The following is a 21,376-nucleotide window of genomic DNA, read 5'->3' as shown; positions in this document are numbered from 1 at the left end:
TAGCGAACTTGCGCAGCATATTGCTGACAGAAAATAGTTAGGGCTTTACCCCTAAGGATTTTTTATCGAATGAAAAAAATCAAAAAATTTATGAAAAGTCCTGGAATTTTTTTCCGGGATTATTTTAACAAAAAATATCCGATTATCAGAAATGAAATTCAGTGCCCTGAGTTAGAAGAAAATATTTTAATCAGGCATGATCTCGCAATTGAAAAGCTACTGCACATTAACTTTCCCATCGATGTGGTATTTACATGGGTAGATGACTCAGATCCGCAGTGGAAAAAAAAGTATTTGCATTACAAGGCTGAAATTGGTGCAGAAACCTTAGGCAATTTTGCTACTGATGATGCCCGATTTAGTAATCATGATGAACTGCGTTATTCAATAAAAAGCATCGAACGCTATATCCCCTGGGTAAGAAATATTTTTATTATCACTGATAATCAAAAACCCAACTGGTGTGAGTCGAACGAAAAGATAAAAATCATTGACCACAAAGAGATTATCGATAACAAGTACCTCCCAACTTTTAACTCACACGTCATAGAAGCAAACTTACATAAGATATCCGGGCTTGCAGAGCATTTCATTTATTTTAATGATGACGTATTTGTCGCAAGAGAACTTCCACCAGGACACTTCTTCAAAAGTAATGGTATTTCATCTTTGTTCTTGTCACAGAAAAGCCTGACGGCAATGCAGGCGCGGGGCACCAACACCCCCACCTTATCAGCATCTCAAAGGGCCTGTAGGATTTTCAGAGATGACTTTGAGTCGCTTATTGATACACCCTTAGTTCATACTTATGTACCGCTCAGAAAAAGTGTTTTCGAAGAAGCCTGGCGTGTATATGAGTCTGAAATAACATGTTTTTTGCCTAATAAGTTCCGCACCAATCAGGATATAAACTTAGCCACTTTCTTTGTACCCTGGCTAAGTTATATTACAGGTAAAGCAACCCCATCACGGGACATTTGCTACTACTTTAATATCCGTTCAACAGCGGCGCGAAGTTATTTCAAAGCACTTATGAAAGCGAAACAGGACGATGCCTCGCCTCATTCCTTTTGTGCAAATGATTTTAATACGCAAAAAATATCGCTCGAAAATTATCAATTCCTTTTAAGTACTGCACTTAAATATCACTTTGAATCAGAGATTGAAAATGCTTAACAGAAAAGTAAAAAAACTAATTCGCGATCCTAAATTATTTATCTCTGACATGATAAAAAACAAAAAAAACAAAAAAAACCTTATGGAAAAGGTGAGAAATGGCCACTATGAATACACAGTTGTTTCGGCAGTATATAATGTGGGTCGGTATTTAGAACAATATTTCAAAAGTTTAACCACTCAACGATTAGATTTTAAAAATAATATATACCTTATATTAGTTGATGATGGCTCAACGGACAACTCCGCAGAAATAATAAAAAAGTGGCAGAGTAAATATCCAAACAACATACAATACATATCTAAGTTGAACGGAGGTCAGGCCTCAGCAAGAAACCTTGGATTACAGCACGTTAAAACCGAATGGGTTACTTTCATCGATCCCGATGATTTTGTTGATAATAATTATTTTCTTTCAGTTGACCACTTCGCCGAAGAGAAAAAAAATCAAGATATAAAATTAATTTCTTGTAACTTTATTTTTTATTTTGATGATGTGAAGTTATTCAAGGACACGCATCCGCTTAAATATCGCTTTTCAAAGGGTGATCAACTAATTCCTATAACAAACATGGGTAAACATGTTCAACTGTCTGTTAACTCAGTATTATTCAAAACAACAATAATTCAAGAAAACGAAATAACATTTGACGAAGAAATAAAGCCAAACTATGAAGATGCCGAATTCATTACAAAATATTTATTCCCTTTACAATCCGGAAATATTGCATTTCTAAAATCCGCAAAATATTTTTACAGAAAACGTAGTGATGGAACTTCGACGTTAGATAAAGCTTGGGAGAAACCCGGCTTGTATGATGTTGTATTGCAGAAAGGATGTATTGATTCGATGCGAAAATATTTGGATTCAGGAAAATACATCCCTGAATCACTACAAATAAAAATATTGTATCATTTATTTTGGTATTTAAAGCGTTATATTAATAATCGAGAAAAGCTGTCGTTCCTAACAGATGTTGAAATTCGTAAGTTTGAGGATCAGGTTCATACAATTTTTTCAATGATTGATGAAAAAGTCATTTTACAATTTAGCCTAGCTGGTTGTTGGTTCTATCATAAAGTAGGAATGTTAGGATGTTTTAAAAATTCCGATCCGGCATTTCAAATCGTCTATGTAGAATCATATGATACAGTTAAGGAACTAGTCCAATTAAGATATTTCAGCCGTAAACAGGAACTAGAGTCAGTATTGGTTAATGGGATAGATATAACGCCAAGCTTTACAAAAACTATTAGACATGACTTTCTTGGTAACAACTTTGTTAATGAAAGAAGATTATGGGTAAAATTACATTCATCCTCACTTATAAAAGTTGAAATCTCAGGTAAAAACACAAGCATTTCATTAGCAGCAAAGCAAGAAAAAAATGGCTTACGTGGTACCACTATAGTTGAGCACTTTAAAAAAATGACGCCAATTTATCCTATCAACTTAGCTTATAAAAATGCTTGGTTATTGATGGATAGGGATAGTTGCGCAGATGATAATGCTGAACATCTATACAGATTTTTACAAAAAAACAAACCAGAAATAAATATTTTTTTCGCACTTAGAAAAGAATCTAATGATTGGGATCGCTTGAAATCAGAGGGCTTTAATTTACTCGATTTTGGTAGTAATGAGCACATTAGTGTATTGCAGAATTGTTCAAAAGTTATTAGTTCTCATGCCGATTATTGTGTCACCAATTTTTTAGGCCCCAAAATGCTTCACAATAGACATTTTGTTTTTTTGCAGCATGGCGTGATTAAAGATGATTTATCTAGGTGGCTTAACTCCAAAGATAATATTGATTGTTTTATTACTGCGTCAAAACCCGAATTTGAGTCTATAATATCTAATAACTCAGCATACAAATATAGCAAAAAAGAAGTTGTTCTTACAGGTCTCCCGCGACATGACAGTTTGGTTTCAAATATAAATCTTGATGCCAGAACAATACTAATCATGCCTACGTGGAGATCAAATATAGTAGGCGACCCCATTAAAAGTGGTTCATTAAGGGAAATAAACAAGTCCTTTAAGGATACAGAGTATTTCAGACACTGGAGCAGTATTATTCATTCTGAAAAACTGCGTGCTTTATCCGAAAAATACAATTATAAAGTATTATTCCTTCCACATATTAACATTCTGCCTTATATAGAATTGTTCGAGACCCCTGAATTTATTGAACTTGTCAAAAACAGAAGAATACAGAAAGTATTTTCCAACTCTTCATTATTGATAACTGATTATTCGTCAGTAGCTTTTGATATGGCTGTACAGTCAAAACCAACGCTTTATTATCAGTTTGATGAAGACCAAATATTCAATGGCTCACACACTTACTCTAAAGGTTATTTCGATTACCGAAAAGATGGTTTTGGAAATGTCGCAACTGATGAAGAAGATTTCTTCTTATTTTTAGAAAAAATGTTATGTAATAATGCTAAAACGACAGAACTTATACAAGCTAGAATAAATTCGACTCTAACTCTTCGTGATGGGAATAGTTGCGAGCGTGTCTTAGAGGCGATCTTGGCCTTAGATAGACCGCTACCTGAAGAATTCTTTGATTTAGACGTTGAAATTGAATACGCTGAAAGAGCTTTATCAGAAAATGATTGGAAACTCGCATTACACCGCTGGAGTAAGATTTTCAACATTGCTCAATGTGAGATAAAAGAAAGAGCTAAAATTGAAATATTAAAGTCCTTAAATCACATTGGTGATACTAACGCCGCAATAGATTTTCTTGAAAAGAATTTAGGTTTAGATTTTAATAATACTTATATAAAGATATCAGATGAATTACTACGCGAGTGTGCAAAATCATACATAAATGTTTTGCACTGGACAAAATCTCTAAAAATTATTGACATGATAGCTACTCCAACTGAAGAAGATATTTTAATATCAATGAGATGCTATGCTGAAAATTATAACTACTTAATGTTTGAAAAACTTGCCAGTCAAGATATGTTATTTTCAACAGAATCATTGATACTTAGAGATGCTTGGTATTTGATGAGTAAAGGCGACTGGTCCGCTTCATATGAAATCATTCAAAAAAACATATCAATTTTAGTTCTCAATGATTTCATAAAATTTAATGCGTATTTAATATTAGCTAAAGCAAGTATGAACTTGGAGGATTTTACTTCTTCAAAGGAAAACTTAGATAAAATATCTACGTATTGTAAAATTAAATATGACCTTAAACTTTATCACGCTCAATTGACCTTCTTACAAAAGGATTGGAATAAAACCATAGAAATATTGAGCAAAGAATTCCAAAATTTACACCTAATTCCAGATTCATTAAAATTAATTTACATTAAAGCATTACGATCCCAAAGAAAATATAGTGAAGCGGCATCATTTATATGTAACTCCGACATTGCATTTTATGATAACAAAGATGTCAAATATGAACTCGCAGAAATTTACACCTCGTTAGGTCAGTGGGCTGATGCAACAAAACTATGGACTGATTTGCTTGATTACAGCAACGTATCATATTTCCGCTTAGCTCGAGCTTACAGAATGAATGGTCAAATAGACCAAGCACTATTATTAATAGTGGACACGAATAAAAGACCACCTCAAAACATTAATGACTGGATTCTGAGAGCTGAGTTATGCCAACTTTGCCTTAAATGGGATGAAGCTTGTGAAAGCTGGCTTGCGATACTTCGAGACTTCTCCGAAGAGGCACCAAAAGACAGTTGGTCACGGTTAAATAATGCTCAGTTAATGAAAGCTGTTATGGAGTTACGCTCGCCTAATTTTGCGCGTTCCTAATTCATTATTTCACAAACATATCAGACATCTATTCTTTATAGTGAATTACCAATTTTGATTTGGATATTAAGATGCAAACTCTAGATGAATTAGGCCTACGTTTAAACCTATCTCAAGCCTCTAACGCGAATAACTATTTAAATTCTTACGAAAAAGAAATAGAAACACGTTTTGATGGTAAATGTAATATCGTGATCGTATCCAATAATAACAATAGAATCAAACTTTCTAATATTTTATTAGAGAGATTCCCTGACTCTAATGTTCTGGTGTTGTCATATATTAAAGATGCAAAGTCCGATACAGACTTGACATCAAAAAAAATAAAATCCATTAATTTTAACTCTTTTCAAGAGTTATTAACCTGGACTAAAAACATTGGATTGGTTGATATAATCATCGAACACTGCTCAAATTACAAGTCTCACAAAACAATCTTATTCAACGAACTTTTTCTATACTTGAGCAAGAATGGGGTTTATTTCATAGAAGAACTACATGCCAAGTTCATCACTCAATTAAACGATTGCGAAGGCTATGATATATTAGAAACACTTTTCAATATTTGCAACCTTAAAATATCTCCACCGGAAATAAAAAATGGTTCTGAATTATTTACCACATCACTTTCTAACCATATTGATGAGATCACTATAAAATCTAAACTTGCTATGGTTAGCAAAAAAGGGACTACCTTTAGAGGTTTGAGATCAGAACAAGCGTCTAAAGCTTTTGAATGTGGAGCTTTACATGGGTTAAATATTCTTAACTTAAGTACTCCAGATATACTCAAGGTTAAAACCTCATTTAGTGGCAATTCACAAAAATTGCTTAATCGACATCGCGCCGAGATTAAAATCCCTCCTTCTTATATTAACAAATACACCATGGCTGTATGCTTTCCTGGGCAAGTAGTTTATCAAAACAATTATCTCTTGCCTGATTCATTTAGAATGCAACATCATCCAAAGTTAATGAATAAAAACATCAAGTTTTTGGATAACTATTTTTATAGCTTGCCACATGATGAAAACCCAGAGAAACTCTTAGGGGATTACTTATATCTTGATTCTGAGTATCCTGGACATTTTGGTCATTTCACTTCAGAAGTAATTTCTAGACTCTGGGCATGGAAAAAATTAAAAACAACTGTCCCCAATCTTAAAGTACTTCTAAGCATGCCTAAAGGAAAAGGTCTACCTAGTTTTGCAAAATCCATTTTAAATAGTTTCGGTATACCTGATGAAGACATAACTTTATTTTACTCCAGCATTTGCGTCGAGAATCTATATACAGCCAGCTCTTATTATGTAATTGGGAGTCATGTACATCCTGAGATGAATGAGGTTTGGAGCGATATTTTAAAAGGCGTTAAAGGCGGGGAAACAAAGATCAAAGGGAATAAACTTTTCATTGCAAGGCCAGTTACTGGTGGAAGAAAATGTCTCAATCCGAATAAGATGGAAGAAACTTTCAAAAAATCAGGCTTTGAATTTTTCAGCCCAGAAAATTATGCATGGGAAGATCAAATTAGGACTTTTTGTCAGGCGAAATATATTGCTGGATATTCTGGAAGCGGTTTGTTTAATACAATGTTCACAGATCATACAAAACATCTTATATCAATAGGCTCTGATTCTTATACGGCTGTTAACGAACACCTATTTTGTGCAGTTAAAAACATACATCTAGATTATATCTGGGCTGACTCTCTAATTAAACACGGGAGCTCGTGGTCTGTTAAAGCATTCATGTCTGACTACGAGTTTAATTACGAGCGAGATGAAAAGCATTTAGCAGACATATTAAATAAACTAGATTAACTATTATATATCTGCTTTGAAAAACATGAGAGGCTTCATTTCAATTTTTGAGGCCCTTCTTTTAAAGATGTATCTCTTAAATGAGTTCCTTTCCCATCAAACTTGTTCCCCTCTACCACATTATTATCCGCATAATCGTTAAAGTATTTACCAGAACTGTCCCTCGGTTTATCCCCGCAATCAAATCCTGATAAGTCCCGGTTTTGCCGGGATGCCAACCAGATGCCCACGGGTTCATTTACAAAGGTGTTATTGCGAATGACGTTGTAGTCGCTGTGCTGCCAGCGGATCACGGATTTGCCTGTGCTGAAATGCTCGCCGCAGTTCTTATACAGAAACACGCCCCCTGCCCCGTTCGATTCAAACCGGTTTCCTTCAATAAGATTGTATGCCGACGAGTCCACCGCTAATCCCTCCCGCTTTCCCTTGCCGAAACTCTCATGTCCATTATTGATAATCTGGTTATCCACGATTTTGTTATTGCGCGATGAATGTTCCAGGTAGATACCCGACATATACGAGTCGCGGACAACCGAGTGGCTCAACGTCGAATGAGTGACGTAATCGTCAAAGTATATCCCTACGCGTCCGCTGCCGGTGACTTCAACGTTTTCGAGGGTTATCCGTGTCGGTGTCCGGCGGTAGTTTTCTTCATGGTTCGGGCTGAGTTTGTTGGCGGCGATGTCGGAAGTGATACGGATGCCGCTGTGGGTAAAGTTGCGCACTTTGCAGTTACGGACAGTGACAGCGGATAACGGCTTACCCTTGCTGTTGATCAGTATGCCAAAAGGGCGTTGGTTGCCCCCCTCGAGCACCGCACCCCGGCAGTCTAACGTGGTATTGCTGCTGGTGATGATGACCGCTTCTTTATAAACGCAGTGAGGGGATAGCGTGGTATTACCGCGGACATCAGGCAGTTCGCACTCATGAGAATGCATCGAGGGAACGGCGTCCGCGCAGGCGGAAAGAAACAAGGAGAGCAGGATGGGTAATGAGAAATATGCGCAGAGTTTGATCGGTAAACATTTTTGCATCTGAGCATATTCCTCAAAGGTGATCGTTACGAAGGTTGTCTCTTGATGTAATTCATCACCAGCTTTTGGCTGATAAATACCGGCTGATACTGGCTGTCGGCTATTGCAGCAATATCGGCTTTGCGACCGCCATAATACACCGCATTAATCTGCGTATTTTGCAGCAAGTATAGACGGAATTGTTTGAACAGTTTCATGTCCGGCTTATATCCTGAGGTCCAGAACTGGTTCAGATGTCCCTGATAGGTAATGCCTTTAATGTCATACAGCGCGCTGCCCATCACTTTCAGCGGCTTGTTATGGATAAGCGCGGAGATACCCGCTGTGCTGTTGATGGTAACCACGGCTTTGGAGTGTGTCAGCAACTCAGGCATCGGCAGGTCATGCACGTAAATAACGCGGTTAGCGATACCGTATTTTTTACCCAGCTGGCGGATAAGCGGTCCGTACAGACGGTGCCCCCTGTCCATCGGGTGATGTTTAATCACCAGAAACTCGGTTGAAGGCGCTTTTTTAGCGAACGAGTGCATCACTTCATTAATGTAATCACGCACGTCGTTATACGGGCTGTGGTTACGGATCTGGCTGTCGTTATACACCTGCAAAATGGCCAGATAATAGCGCTGATCCAGATCTGTTTGCAGTTGCTGCAACACATGGCGCTGACGGAAGGCATACAGTTTTTTACGCCAGGCAGCACGGGTCCAGCAACGCGCCTCGTACCACGGCGAGAAGGATTTGTGATGGCGGTATTTCGGGAAATCATGGCGATAGCGCCATCCGGCGAGATAATATACGGTCGCGTGGCGGACGCGCTGCCAGCCTGAAGGTTTCAGGTGCTCGATTTCCGGCATAGTCATTGTTGGCAGGCTGCGGTAGAACTCCGCATCTCGCGGCAGGCCGGAATAGGCGTTCACGCCACCTTGTTCCAGCGTGATGTAATGCGGCCGCAGGTAGCCTTCCTCGAAGGCGAGGAATCTCACGCCCTTGGCCTGCGCCCAGCGTTTAGCCGCCTGATGCAGCGGACGACAATCCCCGAAACACACGATGGTGTCGAAGTCGTACTCCTGCCAGGTTTCTTTCAGCCAGGTCGGAAACTCCTGAGGCGTCTGCTGGTACAAACGGTATTCACGCTTTCGCGAATACAATCTGTCACCGCCGTTGAAAACAACGTTCACCGCTTCACGCCCCAGTGACTCCAGCCACTGTGCTAAATCACTGAAGAAAGGCCCCATCGGCCCCTGCAACAGCAGATATTTTTTACCAGAAAGTAATGTCGTAAGCGCCTTACTGTCCATTTCTGTCCGTGTCCATTTACGCAAAAAGCTTAAAAGAGGCTGGTTCAGGTGGTCAATGTCACCCGGATCAACATGAGCAGTTTCCTGTAATAGCGAACTATCCTGCCCGCCTTAATCTTTGAGAATTGCATTTGCGCCCGTGGCGTCGCAGCAAGAAGTTCAACCGCCTGCTCCGCTAAAATAGGCTCCCGGCTATGCGGGTCGATATACGACGGGTAGGCAATCAGCGCCTGATAAACCACATCGTCTAATGTGAGGCTGCGCGTTCTGCGTGAACAGGTATGTTCATCGTGCGTCAGTCCCCAACCGGCATAAAAAGGCATGCCGTAACACACCACTTTTTTGCCGTGGAGTAAGGCTTCAAATCCTGACAATGACGTCAGGGTGTGCAGCTCATCAGCAGCCTGAATACATTGGATTATGTCCGCATCCAGGGCCTGACTGTCTGCCCACCGGCTGACATCTTCAGCAGGAATATTTCCCTGCCGGTTCCCCACCAGAACATCCGGGTGCGGCTTATAAATAATGTAGGCATCCGGGTGGCGTTCCCGCACCGTGCGCAACAGCTCGCCGTTGGTGCGTAATCCCATCGTCCCGGTCAGGATCGACGCGTCGTCTTCCACCTGTCCCGGCACCAGAATCACGGTCTTTCCGCTGGCTCCGGCTGGCAGCGTAAACGCCGCGCCGAGGTTGTATTTACTGACTTTGCTGGCCACCAGTCTCTGGCGCAGTCGTGTTGCGCGTTGTTGCTGGAAACCGGTCAGACGGCTCGCACTGAGCAGCGTTTCGAGGTCACTTGGCCGCGTGGCGTCGTAGTAAATACCGGTTTTATCCAGCACCAGAGAAAGCGGCGGATGCAAATCAGAACCCAGCCCGGCCGAACGCAGAAATCCATCTTCCATTCGCCATTGCGGGAGGCTTTTTCTTTGTGCATCCTCGTGCCAGCGGCGTTCGCCTTTGGTGCCCCACACCACGCAGGCGGATTCACCGGCATGACGTTTACTGAAATTCACTTTGTTTGTTTTGGTCCGCAGGAATGGCGCAAGAATGCTGCGCTTCCAGAGTGTCAGACCCGGCGACCACAAGCGCCCTGTCCGCTGCTGATGATGCTGACGCTGCATCAGCAACCAGTTCAGTACGTCAAATAACGTTCCCGCCTGGCCGTTTACCGGGTTCAGATATCTGCTGTAACGCAAACAGGCTGCCCCGAATAAATCCTCGATGCTGGCATTACCGCGTCGGACGCGAAGTTCTGCGGCAAGCACATGACGGTCATCCGTCAGCCCCCAACCCGCGTACCACGGCTGACCAAACACGCTGACCGGTTTACCGGCGATCAGCGCTTCAAAACCATAATTCGACGTCACCACATACACGCGGGTGACGCGTTGCAATAACGACTGCGGGCTGACGTCCTGCGCAATCAGTTTTATGCGCGGATCCTGTTTCGCCTGCTCCCCGAGCTGCGTGAAGTAACCGGCTTTTTTCCCCGATAACACATCAGGATGCACCTTCACCCAAATCTCAGACTGCGGGTTTTCAGCCAGCGCCGCTTGCAGCATATTGTCGAACTGTTCTTTCCCGGCGTTGCCGTACACGACGGCCATGTCGCCAAACGTCTGATCGACGACCAGCACAGCGCCCTGTCCCGGTTGCGCCAGGGTACACACCGGTGCCTGGTTGTATTTCGACAGGTCACCGTCGACGATCATCTGCATCGCCTGACGGGCATCGTCGTGCAGCAGGCGGTTCTCTTCGTGCTGATGGATCAGCGTTTCCAGCGTGCTCGGCTGCGAGGCGTCGTAGTACATGCCCTGCGTGTCCAGCACCATGGAAAGCGGCGGACATCCTGAAACGCCCAGCCCCAGAGAACGGATAAAACCGTCCTCAAGGCGTAATACCGGCAGGCCAGATTTTTCGGCCAGCGCAACGGCTTTCGCGCCCGTTGGCCGGTAACCCCACACGGCAATCCGCGTGATGTCATCCGGCACCGGCCGCAGCAACGAAAGCTTGCGGCACGGTTCACCGAGAAATGCTTCAAGATGCGGGATGCGCTGAATGCCCGCAGAAAAGATCCCGATCATTAAATTGTCAGCACCACTTTCGCGGCAACGGCCAGCTGATACAGGATCGTCGAGATACCGCGCGTGACTTCGATGTTCTTCGATTCATACTTCGGCAGAACCATCAGCTCATCGCCCGGTTGCAGCGTTTTCACGTCATCCGCGTTAATCGCTTCGCCGTTCTGTTTAATCAGGATGACTTTCGAGTTACCCGCTTTCTGCGTAAAGCCACCGACTTTCTCGATGTAATCTTCCGGGCTCAGCCCTTTCTGCCAGCTGACGGCGTTCGGGAACAGCACTTCGCCGTGGATCATGACCAGCGAGGTTTTTTCCGGAATATTAATCACGTCGCCGTCTTCCAGGATCACCTGGTTCAGGTTGTCTTCGTTCAGGACCACTTCACCTTTCGGCACCACCTGACGCGCTTTATTCACAAAGCGGCTGACCAGCTGCGCTTCCTGTGCGCGCAGACGCCCTTCTTCCTGCGTGGAGGACTGGGCAGAAAGAGACGCTTCTTCCAGTTTCTGCAAGGTCAGATCCAGCATCTCTTTCTGGCGGATCGCCACGGAGCGGCGGTACAGCTGAATGGCATTGATCTGCGACATGGAGTTGGTGCGGATTTTCGGCAACAGCTGGCTCATGGTGGCGCCATACGGCAGTACCACGGCGTGTTCACCGGAATGTGCGCCTTCGATGCGCACCTGAATGGTGCCGGCATAGCGGTCAGAGCTGATGATCAGCTTATCGCCATCCTGCAATGACCGGCCCGGCGCAGAGCTCAGCGGGTAGTATTCGCTGCGTTTCATGCTGCCCTGCTGGCGGATGATGGTCATGTGCGTCGCGCCCGGTTTCGGACGTGCCCAGCTCAGGGCTTCGCTGACCGGGATCGTGCTGTCACGGAATTCAAAGTCGTAGCTGTTGAAGACGTCGCCTTCCACGCTGAACGTGTGCTGACGTGGCCCGACAACGATGGTATCGCCGTCAGAGAATTGTGACAGACGCAGATCGCCGTTCAGCAAAAAGTCATAAAGATTGATGCGCGAACGCACGCGGTCGTTGTGTTTCACCACGATATCGACATAGCTGCCGCGTTCGGTGTCGACGCCGCCCGCTTTGCTCAGGTAAGAGAGCAGAGAATCAGACGCCACGCCGCCGTATAAGCCGGGGTTAGTGACGTAACCGGTCACAAAGACTTTTACCGGCTGCGCCTGTAACAACGAGGCGTAGACGTTTACGTTGGCCTGATAAACCTGTTTCACTTTGGTGGTGATCACACTGTTCAGCTGGCTGTTAGAAATACCGGCAACTTTGAGCGGGCCAACGTTTGGCAGGAAGATATTGCCTTTGGGGTCAACAGTCAGCGCGCCATCAAAGTTGAAAGCGCCCCAGAGGCGGATCTGAACCTGATCGCCCAGCCCGACCACGTAGTTCGGGTTAAAACCAATACTTGCCGCGTTATCCGCCGCCGCACCGCCGGTGAACAACTGCGCACCAAACATACGGCTCATCACCGCCGGAACCGGCGGCGGTGGAGAATCATCAAACCCGGTATCCGACGACGTTTGCTGCGTCTGGCCGGTCAAAAATGTCGGCAAAGGTGCCGCACCGGTCATGTTCGGATCGGCATTAATTCCCACGGCATTCGCCTGGGTGAGCTGGCAGGCCAGCAAAATCAAAACGGACTTCAATAATTTCATAACAAGCTCTGTGTGCGATTCTTCAGGCTAAAAGGACAGCGGAACAAACCGCATTAATCTTTGTGGTCATCGATGACCGCCAGCAATAATTTGATCGTCCCGAACAGAAGGCAGCAGACCAGCAGCCAGCTGGCAATCATGTAAGGCACATTCGGGAAGCTGGATTCCTGCGGCAGTTGCGGCGAGCTGATCACCGACAGCACTTTCAGTTTGCGGGCGGCTTCGACGCGGGTCTTTTCAATCGACGTCAGCGTGAGCTTGTACAGGTCGGTGTCGAACTGAACTTTTGCCTTAATCTCTTCAAAATCAACCGCCATGCTGTTCAGCTGACGGCCATCCGGCGCGGTGATTTTGCTTTTTTCCTGATCAATCTGTTTGCCCAGCGACGTAATCGCATTCTGCGCACTGATCACCTGCGGCGCATCTTCACGCAGATAGGTCAGCAGATTGCGCAACTCGGCTTCCATCTGGATTTTTTGCCCGACCATTGTGTTCACCAGCGAGGTGGCGGCCACGGCCTGAGCTTCAGGATCAAGAATGTTGTTCTGGTTCTGATAAGCCAGTAGCTGTGTTTTGCTGACGTTCAGACGCGCACGCGCATCAAGCATTTCCTTTTCGGCAAAGGCTTGCTGGTCACGCGCAATCTTATGGGAGATTTCGTTGATGAAGCGTTCGGATTCTTTCAAAACCGCATTGTTGAACTGTTTGGCAAATTCAGGCGTAAAACCCTGTGTGCCGATGGTTAACAGGCCCGTTTTATCGTCATAAGTGACGGAAATACGGTCGCGGTAATAGTTGAGGAATTGTTCGCTTGTCGCGTCTTTTGGCAGACGGTAGAAGAAATCCAGGCCGCTTTTTGCAAAGGCAGAATGGAAGTCGAGTTGCTTATCGAGCGCCATCATCATGTCAGGCGAGTTTATGTATTCTTTTAAATACATTGCGTCCTGAGCAGTGCTTGGGTTTGCAGCGCCCAGCAGCAAGCCGACATTCAGACTGGAGCCACTGATGTCGTTTGAGCTTTTAATCGCAACCGTAGATTCGCTGAGATAACGCGGGTGGCTGAAAATCACCAGATAGATAATCAGCAACGCCATCGGCAATCCCACTACAATTTTGCCCAAATTGCGGTTCAGCGTGGCCATACTAAAATGCGGAGATCGACGAACCCGGGCAATATGTTCCCCGGGCCAGGCAGACTTCATTTTTTCAATAAGCATTTATTTATTATCATCATGACAAATAGCACGCTTTTAGCGTCGTGCTTTATTAAAAGTCCCGTGAATCTGCCTTATTTCCCCTGCGGAATACTCACGGTGCGTAATTATTTCAAATATTATTTCAGTCGAAAATGCGCACCAGACCGGCGACGTTTTTCTCTTTGTTGGTGACCAGCAATACAGAAACCCGATGTTTCTGCATCAGCGTTTCTGCATCCGTAATCATCATGTCCGCCGGTAATGTCAGCGGCGAACGGGTCATCATGTCGGCGGCACAAGCGCTGTCGAGCTGTGCATTCTTTTCCATATAACGGCGTAAATCGCCGTCAGTAATAATGCCGACCAGTTGCTGCCGGGCATTATTAACGGCCACCATGCCCTGACACCCGCAGGTAATTGCTGAGATCACCTGGCGGAACACCGTATCTTCCTGAATGGTCGGCACGTTGGTTTGCATGACATCCGCTACGCGGGTCAGCAAACGGCGGCCCAGAGAACCGCCCGGGTGATAACGTGCAAAATCCGTCGGCAGGAATTTACGCTGATGGATCAGGGCAACGGCCAGCGCATCGCCAATTGCCATGGTTAGCGTCGTTGACGTTGTCGGCGCGAGATTATTCGGGCAGCTTTCGCTTTCCATCATCAGCTCAAGCGTGGCGTCAGCATATTTCGCCAGCGTCGATGCGCTGTGATTTGTGATCGCGATAATCCGGTTACCGAACTGACGCAGAGAAGGAATGAGCTTGAGAATTTCGTCCGTTTCACCGCTGGCTGAAATCAGGATCAGCAGGTCATACGGCGTGATCATTCCCAGATCGCCATGAAAGGCTTCTGCCGGATGAATAAAGAAGCTTGGAGTGCCGGTCGAGGCCAGCGTCGCGGAGATTTTACGCCCCACATGGCCTGACTTTCCCATGCCAGAAAGGATGACGTGGCCTTTGCATTCCATAATCAGTTTTAATGCTTTCTGATACTGGACGCTGTCGAGCTGAGCAGAGAGGCGTTGCAACGCATCGGCCTGCTCGGAAAGTGTGCTGCGAACGGATTCGATCAGACCCGGCTGTAAAGATGCACCTGCCGTGCCGCCAACTACCTGATTATCTGCCACTTTAATACCCTGCCTGGGATTAAACTCACTCCGTCACGATGCAAAAGAGTGGGTACTTATAATGGTTAGCCGATCAAGCAAATGTGTCCTGATGAATTCCATTTCTTAGTCGGGCCAGTTGCAGCTGCCATGCAGCAGAAGGGAATTGAATGAGAAGTCAGCGCAAACTGGCCTGAATAAGGTGTCCATGGGGAGAATAGCTGTTACAAATATGCACATATTCACACGAACAATTGATGACAGAAACACATTCATTCAATTCATGCGTTTTTTTAACATATGGCACGAAATAACACAAATCTTATCAGAAAACTCTTAGTAAACGCGGAGCTATAATAAAGGCAGAGCATTAACAAACAAAACAATTAACCCATTGTTTTACAATAAAAATCATCTTCACTGCTAAGAATTATTCTTAAAATAGCGTTTCAGATTAATACTGAGATTGCTTTCCAATAAATCTGATAAACATTCGGAGGTCACCATGGCAAGCGGATGGGCGCAAGATGGCGCAGTTCAGGACCAGATAGATTCAACAGTCAATGATGCGGTTGACCGCGCTCGTCAGTCGCTCGGGCACGGCGAAAGTGAGCATTTCTGCCGGGAATGCGGGGAGCCGATTCCGGAAGCTCGCCGGAAAGCGCTTCAGGGCGTTCAGTATTGCGTCACCTGCCAGGCTGAGCTGGATAAAAAGCAGCAGGATCACGCCGGATATAATCGCCGTGGAAGTAAAGACAGCCAGCTGCGCTAGATTTTTTCCTTATGACCGGTTGCACCATAATAGTTCAACCAACCTCGGTTTTTCCTCAGATCCCACCCTTCCCCTCTTTACATTTGCTTCAATATTGAGCAGTGGTTTTACGCACGTTCTGAAAAAGTTAGAGCGAGTTATCATTTGGATGGCATGATTGTTAATTAATGATTGTTTAAAATACAACATCTGGTTAATGATGACGCGATGCACCACGATAGAACATTGCAAAATGTAACAATGCACCACAAATGTGCAATTTCGGATTTATCCGCTGCTTGAACGGTTCAGCAAGACGATAAGCCATTGAATTTAAATATAGATGAATAATGGCATGAATTTTGCAGTTAAGCGTCGTAACATAAGGTCGTTCCCATAATATGTACAAAGGAAATTCACTGATGAAGTCACTCTTAAAAGTTTCCCTGGCCGCGCTGACCCTGGCCTTTGCCGTTAGCTCACACGCAGCAGACAAAAAACTGATCGTAGCTACCGACACTGCGTTTGTACCGTTTGAATTCAAACAAGGCGACAAGTATGTCGGCTTCGATATCGACCTGTGGGACGCGGTCGCTAAAGAGATGAAAGTCTCTTATGAACTGAAACCAATGGATTTCGGCGGCATCATCCCTGCCCTGCAAACTCACAACATCGATCTGGCACTGGCCGGTATCACCATTACGCCAGAGCGTAAAAAAGCGATCGACTTCTCTGACGGCTACTACAACAGCGGCCTGATGGTGATGGTTAAGAGCAACAACGACGCCATCAAAAGCGTTAATGATCTGAAAGGCAAAGTGGTTGCAGTGAAAAGCGGCACCAGCTCCGTTGACTACATGAAAGCCAACGTGCAGACCAAAGATTTGCGTCAGTTCCCGAACATCGACAGCGCTTACATGGAACTGGGCACAGGCCGTGCTGATGCTGTAATGCACGACACCCCGAACATTCTGTACTTCATCAAAACTGCCGGTAAAGGCCAGTTCAAGGCCGTCGGTGATTCACTGGCTGGTCAGCAATACGGTATCGCCTTCCCGCAAGGCAGTGACCTGCGCGAGAAAGCCAACGCGGCTCTGAAAACCATCAAAGAGAATGGTACCTACGCGGCAATCTACAAAAAATGGTTCGATACTGAACCTAAGTAAGATTTTTTCATTTAAGTCGTTCCTCTATATAGAAATCTGACTTGATAAGAAGCGCCTGACGGGGAATTCTCCGGACAGGCGCAGTTTGTTGTTTTACCAGGAGATAATCCATGCAGTTTGACTGGAGCGTAATTTGGCCCGCTCTGCCTATCCTGCTCGAAGGCGCCAAGATGACATTGTGGATTTCGGTCCTCGGTCTGGTTGGCGGTCTGATTATTGGTGTGATTGCGGGTTTTGCCCGCGCGTTTGGTGGCTGGTTTAGCAGCAATATCGCACTGGTATTTATCGAGCTTATCCGCGGTACGCCTATTGTCGTACAGGTAATGTTCATTTATTTCGCACTGCCGATGATGGTTCCCGATCTGCGTATCGACCCGTTCAGCGCGGCGGTGGTGACAATCATGATCAACTCAGGTGCGTACATCGCTGAAATTACGCGTGGTGCCGTGTTGTCCATCCATAATGGTTTCCGCGAAGCGGGCCTGGCGCTGGGTCTGTCGCGTCGTGCGACCCTGCGTTACATCATCATGCCGCTGGCGTTGCGCCGCATGCTGCCACCGCTGGGCAACCAGTGGATTGTGAGTATCAAAGATACCTCGCTGTTTATCGTCATCGGTGTCGCCGAGCTGACCCGTCAGGGCCAGGAAATCATCGCCGGTAACTTCCGCGCCATGGAAATCTGGAGTGCGGTTGCCGTTATCTATCTGATCATCACGCTGGCTCTGAGCTTTGTTCTGCGCCGCTTAGAACGCAAACTGAAAATTATATGATTGAATTCAAGAACGTCTCAAAACACTTTGGTAAAACCCAGGTGCTCCACGACATCGATCTGAACATTTCTCAGGGTGAAGTCGTGGTTATTATCGGGCCTTCCGGTTCCGGTAAATCCACTTTGCTGCGTTGCATCAACAAGCTGGAAGAAATCACGTCCGGCGAGCTGATTGTCGATGGCCTGAAAGTGAATGACCCGAAAGTCGACGAACGTCTGATCCGCCAGGAAGCCGGTATGGTTTTCCAGCAGTTCTATCTGTTCCCGCACATGACAGCCCTGGAAAACGTGGCTTTCGGCCCGATCCGCGTTCGTGGTGCCTCGAAAGATGAAGCCAATAAACTGGCGAAAGAATTGCTGGCAAAAGTCGGCCTTTCCGAGCGTGGTAACCACTATCCGTCTGAACTTTCTGGCGGGCAGCAGCAGCGTGTGGCAATCGCCCGTGCGCTGGCGGTGAAACCTAAGCTGATGTTGTTCGATGAACCAACCTCTGCGCTGGATCCGGAACTGCGTCATGAAGTGCTAACCGTCATGAAGCAGCTGGCCGAAGAAGGCATGACGATGGTTATCGTAACCCACGAAGTCGGCTTCGCCGAGAAAGTGGCATCACGGTTAATCTTCATCGATAAAGGGCGTATTGCGGAAGACGGTAAACCGGCAGATCTGGTGAATAATCCACCGAGTGAGCGTCTGCGGGAGTTCCTGCAACACGTTTCCTGATGCCAAAGGCCGCGGCAAGAGCGGCTTTTAACTCTGACCGGAATTATTTCGGTTTCTCAAGTGCGATGATCGCTTAACGCGCTGCGCCGAAACCGCCCAAAAGGGGAAAGTGCTTTTCCCCTTTTGGATTTCCCCTCGCCTTTTTACTCCGCGCTTTCGCTTGCTGGCTATGTTCCAGTTACCACCGTGACAGGCTGGAAATCTTGCCGCTACGCGGTGCCTTCTCTCGGTCCTGAAGCCTTTGGTCTTCAGGCCGCTCCGTTCAGCAAGATTTCTGAATCGCCCGTGAGTTTCAACACACTCGATCTGCCGGTCATTCCCTTATGGCACGTCCCCCCACAACGTTTTGCCACAATTTTTCTACAATACCGTCACCGATGCTTTACCCTTAGGGCAGCAACACTTCCGACTAACGCTATTTTGAGAGAGGAACAATGCCGCATAACGACAGGACTCCGTTGGCTCACCGCATCCAGACACCGATATTTTCAGCTCTGCTGTTTATCACAATCTCCCTGTTCAGCGCCTTCAGCCATGCGGCTGAGGAAAAACCCGCTGCCGCCGATCAACAGAAAGCTTCTTACGCCGCGCTGGCCGATATTCTTCAGGATGATAAAGCCCGTGCGCAGCTGATTACCCATCTGCGGGAAGCCGCCGGAACCGCACCGGCAGCAAAAGCGCCTGCCGAAAACACCGCACCGCAGGCTGAACAGCTTTCGCTGATTGACCAGCTGGTGGATACCACGCAGCAAACCGCTTCCGGATTTATGAAGCGTGTACAGCAGCTTAAAGACACCATCAATTCCGGCCCGCAGCATCATTTTAATGCCGCGCGTTTCTTCCCGGCGTTGGGGTATTTTCTGCTGACCGTCGCCGTGACCTTTGCGTTTTTCCATCTGATTCGCCGGTTAATCGGGCCGCTTTATCTGCGCCTCGGGCGTTGGGGAAACCATGCGCGACTGAAAGAAGCCCACTGGTACAAACTGCCCGCCAGCATTATCGGGGCGTTCGCAGTTGACCTCGGTATTCTGCTGCTGACTGTCGCTGCCGGGAATTTGTTCACGCAATATTTCAACGGCGGCAGCCCGCTGATTGCGCGCCTGCAGGCTTTGTTCCTCAGCGCCTTTGCGGTGATTGAATTCTTCAAAGCCGTTTTGCGCCTGATCTTTGCGCCCGGCTTCAGCTACCTGCGCCCTTTCCCGCTGGCGGATGTCACGGCGCGCTACTGGAATACCCGTCTGGCGTGGGTCAGCGGGCTGATTGGTTACGCCCTGATGGTCGGCGTACCGGTGGTTGCCACACAAATCAATTACACCACTGCCGCCGTAGTGAATTTCGTGGTGATGCTGGCCCTGACGGTTTACGCCAGCTGGCTGATTCTGCATAACCGCCGCACGATTCATCATGAATTCAACCTGCTGGCTGAACGCTCGATGGCATTTTTCAGCGTCATTCTCCGCGCCCTCGGGCATGTCTGGCATCTTCTGGCGGTCAGTTATTTCGTGGTGCTCTTCTTCCTTTCGCAGTTTGATTTCGCCGGAAGTCTGCGCTTTATGATGGCCGCGACGATTAAAAGTCTGGTGATTATCGGCATCGGTGCGCTCATCTCCGGCCTGCTTTCGCGCTGGATTAACCGCCGTATCACCCTGCCCGATGACGTTAACCGCCGTTACCCGCTGCTGCAAAAGCGCATTAATTCGTACATTCCGGCGGGTCTGAAAATCATCCGCGTGCTGGTGGTGCTGAGCGTGACGCTCTCGCTGCTCGACGCGTGGCAGATTTTCAATCTCAACAAATGGTTTATGACTGAGACCGGTGGGAAAGTGATCAGCGGTCTGGGCCATATGCTGTTTATTCTGTGCTTCGCCATTGTGGCCTGGACGTTACTTGCCAGCGTGATTGAACATCGTCTGGCGCAGGAACTGAGTAACGGCGCACGTCCGAGCGCCCGTGAGCGCACGCTGCTGACCCTGTTCCGCAACGTCCTCGCGATCGTGATTTGTACGATCACCATTATGATCATGCTCTCGCAGGTCGGGCTGAATATCGCCCCACTGCTGGCCGGTGCCGGTGCGCTCGGTCTGGCCGTCAGTTTCGGTGCGCAAACGCTGGTGAAAGACGTGATCACCGGTATTTTCATCCAGTTCGAAAATGGTATGAATACCGGCGAATACGTCACGGTGATGGGCATCAGCGGCACGGTTGAGCGCATGACCATCCGCTCGATTGGCCTGCGCGATATCTATGGCGTGTATCACATCGTTCCCTACTCTTCGATAACGACGCTTTCGAATTATGAACGTGAGTTTGGCGTCTACCGCGCCAGCTATAACGTCAGCCGCAATGAAGATGTGGACGCCGCCAACGCCGTCCTGCGTAAGGCCGTAGAAGCGCTGCAACAGGATGAAAGCATCAAACCATTATTGCTCGGCGAACCGACTTTTCAGGGTGTCGTGGGATTAGGCGATCAGTTCTTCACCCTGCGGGTGCTGGTGCGCACAAAAGCGCTGGAACAGTGGACCGTGCAGTATGCGCTGGACAGACTGGTGAAGATTCACTTCGAGAAAGCGGGCATGGTGATGCCAAGGCAGGCGGTGCAGATATATAAAGATGAAGGAGATGCTGGCGGTGGGGGCGCCTTACCGGTGGTAGGGCCAGTCAGGTGATGTGCTGGCCGCAGGGCTGAAGCTGTATCGAGATAATTTCGGTTTCTTCACTCGCCGTAGGGGCTTGACCGAGAATATTTCGGTTTTTTAAGTGCGGTGAG

14 protein-coding genes are annotated in these 21,376 nt (G+C 46.7%); 8 read left to right on the top strand and 6 right to left on the bottom strand.

All coding sequences use genetic code 11. The features are described from left to right. Positions 1 to 69 precede the first annotated feature (69 nt). From M2403_RS11110 to M2403_RS11100, 3 genes are all read left to right on the top strand, one after another. Positions 70 to 1,176 carry a stealth family protein gene (locus tag M2403_RS11110; protein ID WP_259229140.1) on the top strand — a complete coding sequence of 369 codons (1,107 nt, stop codon included), beginning with the start codon at positions 70 to 72 and terminating at the stop codon, positions 1,174 to 1,176. Continuing rightward, the gene (locus M2403_RS11105; RefSeq protein ID WP_259229139.1) at positions 1,169 to 4,984 is read left to right on the top strand and encodes a CDP-glycerol glycerophosphotransferase family protein; all 3,816 of its coding nucleotides are present in this window, start codon (positions 1,169 to 1,171) and stop codon (positions 4,982 to 4,984) included. Before M2403_RS11110 ends, M2403_RS11105 begins: the two co-directional genes overlap by 8 nt. 71 nt (positions 4,985 to 5,055) lie before the next feature. Next, a complete protein-coding gene (locus tag M2403_RS11100) occupies positions 5,056 to 6,807 on the top strand; it encodes a DUF563 domain-containing protein (RefSeq protein ID WP_259229138.1) in 1,752 nt (583 codons plus the stop codon). Positions 6,808 to 6,842: 35 nt separating this feature from the next. Here M2403_RS11100 and M2403_RS11095 read toward each other — a convergent pair whose 3' ends face one another. From M2403_RS11095 to M2403_RS11070, 6 genes are all read right to left on the bottom strand, one after another. Next, entirely contained in the window at positions 6,843 to 7,841 is a 999-nt protein-coding gene (locus tag M2403_RS11095; protein WP_259229137.1) for a right-handed parallel beta-helix repeat-containing protein, read from the bottom strand. A 26-nt stretch (positions 7,842 to 7,867) separates the two neighbouring features. After that, on the bottom strand, positions 7,868 to 9,139 hold the full coding sequence (locus tag M2403_RS11090) for a capsule biosynthesis protein (RefSeq protein WP_217152377.1): 1,272 nt from the start codon (positions 9,137 to 9,139) through the stop codon (positions 7,868 to 7,870). A gap of 44 nt (positions 9,140 to 9,183) precedes the next feature. After that, positions 9,184 to 11,223, bottom strand: a complete 2,040-nt coding sequence (locus M2403_RS11085) for a capsular polysaccharide biosynthesis protein (RefSeq protein ID WP_259229136.1) — start codon at positions 11,221 to 11,223, stop codon at positions 9,184 to 9,186. After that, positions 11,223 to 12,899 carry a polysaccharide biosynthesis/export family protein gene (locus M2403_RS11080; RefSeq protein ID WP_152324281.1) on the bottom strand — a complete coding sequence of 559 codons (1,677 nt, stop codon included), beginning with the start codon at positions 12,897 to 12,899 and terminating at the stop codon, positions 11,223 to 11,225. The genes M2403_RS11085 and M2403_RS11080 overlap by 1 nt, the downstream gene beginning before the upstream one ends. Before the next feature lie 53 nt (positions 12,900 to 12,952). Further along, on the bottom strand, positions 12,953 to 14,041 hold the full coding sequence (locus M2403_RS11075; protein WP_371819738.1) for a capsule biosynthesis protein: 1,089 nt from the start codon (positions 14,039 to 14,041) through the stop codon (positions 12,953 to 12,955). A 196-nt stretch (positions 14,042 to 14,237) separates the two neighbouring features. Continuing rightward, complete coding sequence (locus M2403_RS11070) at positions 14,238 to 15,224, bottom strand: SIS domain-containing protein (RefSeq protein ID WP_259229135.1); 987 nt, start codon at positions 15,222 to 15,224, stop codon at positions 14,238 to 14,240. 484 nt (positions 15,225 to 15,708) lie between these two features. Between M2403_RS11070 and M2403_RS11065 the strand changes: the two genes are divergently transcribed. The 5 genes from M2403_RS11065 (at position 15,709) to ybiO (ending at position 21,275) form a co-directional block, all read left to right on the top strand. Further along, on the top strand, positions 15,709 to 15,975 hold the full coding sequence (locus M2403_RS11065; RefSeq protein ID WP_165058188.1) for a DksA/TraR family C4-type zinc finger protein: 267 nt from the start codon (positions 15,709 to 15,711) through the stop codon (positions 15,973 to 15,975). A gap of 401 nt (positions 15,976 to 16,376) precedes the next feature. Continuing rightward, on the top strand, positions 16,377 to 17,120 hold the full coding sequence (gene glnH, locus M2403_RS11060; protein WP_152324285.1) for a glutamine ABC transporter substrate-binding protein GlnH: 744 nt from the start codon (positions 16,377 to 16,379) through the stop codon (positions 17,118 to 17,120). Between the two features lie 110 nt (positions 17,121 to 17,230). Next, the gene (gene glnP / locus M2403_RS11055; RefSeq protein ID WP_152324286.1) at positions 17,231 to 17,890 is read left to right on the top strand and encodes a glutamine ABC transporter permease GlnP; all 660 of its coding nucleotides are present in this window, start codon (positions 17,231 to 17,233) and stop codon (positions 17,888 to 17,890) included. Next, entirely contained in the window at positions 17,887 to 18,609 is a 723-nt protein-coding gene (glnQ, locus tag M2403_RS11050; RefSeq protein ID WP_165058189.1) for a glutamine ABC transporter ATP-binding protein GlnQ, read from the top strand. The genes glnP and glnQ overlap by 4 nt, the downstream gene beginning before the upstream one ends. A gap of 509 nt (positions 18,610 to 19,118) precedes the next feature. Beyond that, entirely contained in the window at positions 19,119 to 21,275 is a 2,157-nt protein-coding gene (ybiO, locus tag M2403_RS11045) for a mechanosensitive channel protein (RefSeq protein WP_405047820.1), read from the top strand. Positions 21,276 to 21,376 lie beyond the last annotated feature (101 nt).

Source organism: Rahnella sp. BIGb0603, assembly GCF_024808755.1.
In the GTDB taxonomy this organism is placed as follows: Bacteria; Pseudomonadota; Gammaproteobacteria; order Enterobacterales; family Enterobacteriaceae; genus Rahnella; species Rahnella contaminans.
The sequence above is the reverse complement of the archived record's forward strand: the minus strand, read 5'-3'. Positions and strand labels throughout refer to the sequence as shown.